General features: G+C 62.4%; 3 protein-coding genes. 2 read left to right on the top strand and 1 reads right to left on the bottom strand.

The features are described 5' to 3' along the window. The coding region (locus VEK15_16590; protein HXV62321.1) for a hypothetical protein at positions 1–258 on the bottom strand (258 nt) is incomplete at its 3' end. A gap of 621 nt (positions 259–879) precedes the next feature. Here VEK15_16590 and VEK15_16595 point away from each other — a divergent pair. Next, a complete protein-coding gene (locus VEK15_16595; protein HXV62322.1) occupies positions 880–3,939 on the top strand; it encodes a chemotaxis protein CheB in 3,060 nt (1,019 codons plus the stop codon). 4 nt (positions 3,940–3,943) lie between these two features. Beyond that, on the top strand, positions 3,944–5,728 hold the full coding sequence (locus tag VEK15_16600) for an ATP-binding protein (protein ID HXV62323.1): 1,785 nt from the start codon (positions 3,944–3,946) through the stop codon (positions 5,726–5,728). Positions 5,729–5,841: the final 113 nt, after the last annotated feature.

Consider the following 5,841-nt stretch of genomic DNA (forward strand, 5'->3'; position numbering starts at 1 on the left):
GATCGAGGCTACCAGAAGTTCGGTGAGTCCTGCCGAAGCGTCCGCGTCCCGGCGAACGCGTACCTGGATCGCGCCGGCGACCGCTGGAATTGCGACCGGGGATTCCGGCGGTTCGGTGAGACCTGTGTGCTCGTCGAGATACCACAGGGTGGCTACATCAGGGGGTCCGGTAGCGAGTGGGAATGCGATCACGGCCTCCGGAAGGACGGCTTGTCGTGCGTCCCGGTCGAAGTACCTCCGAACGCGTATCTGAGGCATTCGGGCGCCGATTGGGAGTGTGACCGCGGTTACCAAAAAAGCGGCGGTTCGTGCGTTGCCTTCGCGGTGCCGGAGAACGCACACATCGCTTCCTCCGGGAACGACTGGGATTGCGATTCAGGCTATCGACGGTCCAGGGCGAGTTGTACTGGGAGCGAACAGTAGTAGTGGGCGTTCCAACTGGGCTCACGCGTGGCTCTCAGGATGAGACAGAGAGCAGAAGACTCTATGGTGGCCCCCGATTTGACAATCGTGCGGGAGGATTAGAAGGCGCTTTACGAATTCTGCTTAAGAGCGCATTTTCTATTTAGGACGTTGAACGTCAACGAGGCCGAGTCAGGGACCGAAGGCGGCGGCGGGCGGCGCTGGTAAGCCCCAATCGTCGTCACTGCCCCCAAATTTGTTTCGCGACGGCCCGAGACTTCGCAAGGTCTCGGGCCGTTCTCGTCAATCGCTCTCGCGCAGACGTTTCGGATCGGTTTGCGGCCGCACGCTTGATCTGTTGCTCGTGGCGGGCGGCTTCGTCCTGTACGGGCTTGGACGGCGCCTGCCGTCCCTTGCGAGCGCGGGTGGGCGTGATACACTTTTTTGAATCGGTACGGCCAAATGAGCGGAGGCCATTTGCCCGAAGAAAACAAACCCGACTCCGAGCCCGCGAGGACCAGCGAAGACGGAACCAACGCAACAACGGGAGAAAAGACGGACGGTGGTGACAACTCGGCCGTCGAGGCCGGACGGCCCACGCCTGCCCGCGACGGCGACGATTCCGGTGCAGGCTCGACGGAGCCGCCCGGGTTTTTCATCGTCGGAGTCGGTGCGTCTGCCGGCGGACTGGAGGCGCTCGGAGATCTCTTCGCGAGCATCCACTTCGACGGCATGGCTTTCGTCATCGTCCAGCATCTCGCTCCCCATCACGAGAGTCTCCTGGCGGAGCTTCTGTCCCGATCGAGCAAGATCTCGGTGACGACGGCCGCAGACGAGGTGAGGGTCGAGCCCAATCATGCCTACGTGATTCCACCCAACACCGACCTCGGCATCATGCACGGAGTGGTCCATCTCATCGAAGCTCGCTCGGGCCACGGTCCGAGACAGCCCATCGACTTCTTCTTCCGGTCGCTCGCCGAGGATCAGGGGTCCTCGTCGATCGGAATCATCCTTTCCGGGACCGGCACCGATGGCACCCTCGGGCTCAAGGCCATCAAGGCTGCCGGCGGCTTGACCTTCGTGCAGGAGCCTTCGTCCGCCAAGTACGATGGTATGCCTCGGAGCGCTCTCGCCAGCGGGCACGCGGATTATTGCCTCGCGCCCCGCGAGATCGCGGAGGAGCTCACACGAATCAGCAGACATCCCGCGCTTGCCCTTTTGCCGAAACCGCCGACGCCTGCGCCTGCCGTCCAGGAACAGCTCGGCAAGCTGTTCTTTCTCGTGCGTTCCGAATTCGGGAACGACCTGACCTCCTACAAGCTCTCGACCCTCGAGCGCCGCATCGAAAGGCGCATGACGATGCACAAGATCGCAACGCTCCGGGACTACTTGAAGTTTGTCCAGTCCTCTCCCCAGGAGCTCGCGGCCTTGTACAAGGACATGCTGATCACGGTCACGAACTTCTTCCGCGACCATGAACCGTTCGAGGCGCTGAAAGACAGAGTGTTCCCGCGCCTTATCGAGGAGAGGGGCCCGAATGCCCCGATCCGAGTGTGGGTTCCCGCTTGCGCGACGGGCGAGGAGGCGTACTCGATCGCCATCTGTCTCCTCGAGTTTCTCGAAAAGAAGGGCTCGGACCCCCGAGTTCAGATCTTCGGTACCGACATCGACGTCGACTCGATTCAACACGCTCGGCGCGGGGTATATCCGCAGAACATCGCGCTCGACGTCTCCGCAGATCGGCTGAACCGGTTCTTCGTCAAAAAGGACAACGACTACCAGGTGAGCCGCCGTGTCCGGGACACGGTGGTCTTTTCCAACCAGAACATCCTGAAGGACGCCCCGTTCTCGCGGCTGGACTTGGTGAGCTGCCGAAATCTCCTCATCTACCTCCAGCCGTCCGCGCAAAGAAAGGTCTTGCGCACCCTGCATTATTCCCTGAATCCGATCGGCTTCCTGCTTCTCGGGACGTCCGAGAGCGTGGGGGACTCTCCGGATCTCTTCTCGCTCGTGGACCGGAGGACCAAACTCTACGCGAGGAAGCCGTTTGCTTCCTCCGGAGCGCTCGACATCGCCTTCGGCATGCCTGCGACTCCCGACGTCGCCCAACCCGCCGCCGCGACCCGGCCGATCGTCAACCTACAGACACTATCCGATCGCAAGGTCCTCGAGCTCTATGGGCCGCCCGGAGTGATCGTCAACGAGCATCTCGAGATCCTGCACTTTCGCGGTCACACCGGGGCCTATCTCGATCCGATGCCCGGTGCCGCCAGCTTCAACGTCCTGCGGCTCGCCCGCCCCGAGCTGCACATGGAGCTCAAGAGAGCCATTAATCGCGGTCTCTCGGAGCAGGTTCGCGTGACGACCGAGGTCACGTTCCATCACGACGGAAAGGCGAGCGCCGTTGCGCTCGACGTCGTGCCGATCCAGGAGCCGGAGACGAAGACCCGGTGTCTTCTCGTCATGTTTCATGAGTTGACTCCGCCCAAGGAGGTCCCCGTCGTGGCGGTGGACGGCGACGTCGCGCCGTCGCTCGCGCCGCTCGCGCACCGAATCCAGGAGCTCGAGCGCGAGCTGGCCCTCACCAAGGAGTACCTGCAGGACACGATCGAAGAAAAGGAGAGCACCAACGAGGAGCTCAAATCGGCGAACGAGGAGCTCCAGTCCTCCAATGAGGAACTACAGAGCACCAACGAGGAGCTCGAGACCTCCAAAGAGGAGATGCAGTCCACCAACGAAGAGCTCACGACCGTCAACGACGAGCTTCAGAACAGGATGGCCGAGCTCAGCCAGATCAGCGACGATCTTCACAACGTGCTCTCCGGCACCGACAACGCCGTCATCATCGTGGGAATGGATCTCCGAATTCGCCGTTACACTGCCTCCGCGGAGAAGCTTCTGAACCTCGTGCCCGGCGATGTGGGACGATCCATCAGCCACATCGACGCCTTTGTTGGCGGAGCCTCCGTCGAGCAGAGAGTCTCCGAAGTCATCGCGAGTCTCACTCCGGTGGAAGAGGAGATTCTTTGCACCAATCATCGCTACTACGCGCTGCGCATCGTGCCCTACAAGACGCTCGATCATGCGATTCGCGGCGCCATCGTCAGCCTGGTCGACATCGACGTTCGAAAGAAGGCCACGGAGATCACCCGCGATGTGGGACTGTACGCAGAGAGATTCCTCGGCGCGATTGGACATCCGCTCCTAATCCTCGACGCGAAGCTTCGGATCGTCTGGGCCAACGATCCCTACTACGAAAGGTTTCAGGTCACGGTCGAGGAGACCGTGGGCAGCAACTTTCCGAAGGTCTGGGCCCAGCCGCGGAACGACGCCTCGCTGCGCGAGGCGCTGGAGCGGACCCTGGCCGAAGGAACGCCTTTCCGAGATCTCAGAGTCCGGCATCTGTTCCAGGAGGGCCGGGAAAGGACCCTGAGGATGGGCGGAAGCCGCATCCCTGTGGTCACGGACGTGAGTTTGATGCTCGTCTCCATCGAAGACGAAAACACTCGGGTACGACGGGCGACAACGGAAGGATGAACGCTTGGGGGATCGAGATCTAGAGGGGTTGTCCAAGCCAGAGCTCATCCGGGAGCTGCGCAAGCTTCGAACGGCCGAGGCGCAGCTCCAGAACGTCGACCGCACCGATCCCGACCGGCTCATTCATGATCTTCACGTTCACCAGGTTCAGCTCGAGACGCAGAATCGGGAGCTCCGCGAGGCCCAAGGGCTTCTCGAGGACTCGCGGAGCCGGTACGCGGACCTCTACGATCTCGCGCCGGTCGGCTACTGCACACTCGATGAGAAGGGACGTATCCAGGAGATCAACCTGACCGCGGCAGCCCTCTTCGGCCTTACGAGGGAGCAGCTCATCGGAAAGCCTGTCAGCTCGCTCGCGTCGCTCGCGGGCAAAGACGTGCTCCAGAGCCACGTGAAGAAGTGCTTTCAGGAAAAGACGCGGGCGACGGGCGAAGTAACCGTCTCCGTCAAAGGGCGAGGCTCGGTTGTCGTGCAAGTCGTAAGCGCCCCGGCGCTCGACACAGACGGCGCCGTCACCGCCTGCAGAACGGCGTTCACGGACATTTCCGCACAGAAGCAGCTCGAAGCCAGGCTTCGCTTTTTAGCCGATGTCGGCCAGGTCGCGTCTTCCCAGGGGGATTACGGGAAAACGGTCGCGGCCGTGGCCCGACTAGCGGTGCCGTTTCTTGCCGACCTCTGTGTCGTGGACTTGCTCGCGGATGACGGAACGCTGCGTCGCTTCGAGGCTGCCTTCGCAGATGCGAAGAAGGAGGCGGAGCTGGCCGAAAGCGTGAGGCAGTGGGGACCTTCGAGGGGACGTCGTACGCCTCAGGAGAGGGTCATCGAATCGGGCGAGCCTCTGCTCTACGAGGAGATCCAGGACTCGGCACTCGAAGAGATCGAACAAGACGAGAACCGGGCAAAGACGATGCGTGCGGTCGGTCTCAAGTCGAAGATGGTCGTGCCCCTCATGGCGCGTGGTCAGGTTCTCGGTGCGCTGACCTTCGTCGCGGCTGAATCCGATCGACGCTATACCACCGCCGACCTCGCGTTTGCCGAAGAGATCGCGCGGCGCGTGGCAATGGCGATTGACAATGCCCAGCTCTACGCGCTGGAGCAGAAAGGCACCCGGGCCCGGGAGGACCTGCTCGCCATCGTTTCCCACGATCTGAGGAACCCTCTGGGCACGATTTTGATGGGCGTCCATGTTCTTCTGAGCGAGGCGGCGGCGCACGACGAATGGAGAGCGCAAGGCCTGGAAAACCTCCAGCGAATCAAGCGCGCGGCGGAACGGATGAAGGCTCTGATCCAGGATCTCCTGGACACCGCAAGCATCGCGACTGGGCAGCTCTCCGTCGAGCGAACCAGGGTCGCGCCGGGCCCCGTCGTCTCCGAAGCGCTCGCCGCGATTGGGCACGAGGCGGCGGCGAAGTCGCTTCGTCTCCAAACCGTGATTCCAGCCGACTTGCCCCCTGTTTTCGCGGACCCGGCACGTCTGCAGCAGGTCTTCGCGAACCTCCTGAGCAACGCGATCAAGTTCACGCCGGAAGGGGGAACCATCACTGTGCGCGCGGTCCCGTCTGGCGACGCGGTCCAATTCTCTGTTGCGGACACGGGTCACGGGATCCCGCACGAGCACCTGTCGCATCTCTTCGACCGGTTCTGGCAGGCCAAGCGAAAGGCCCCAGGCAATACCGGGCTCGGCTTGTTCATCATCAAGGGCATCGTGGACGCACACGGCGGCCGAATCTGGGCCGACAGCGAGATTGGGGCCGGCAGCACGTTCCGTTTCACGCTGCCCGTGGCATAAAGACCCAGACCCAGCCCATGATGGGAGCGAGTGCTGGTGCTGTTCTGTTGGCGGAATCTCTCGAAGGCGAAGGGCAGGAACCCGGAGCTCATTCCCTCGCCGCTGTCGATGAC

This window comes from Vicinamibacteria bacterium (genome assembly GCA_035620555.1).
Taxonomy (GTDB): Bacteria; Acidobacteriota; Vicinamibacteria; order Marinacidobacterales; family SMYC01; genus DASPGQ01.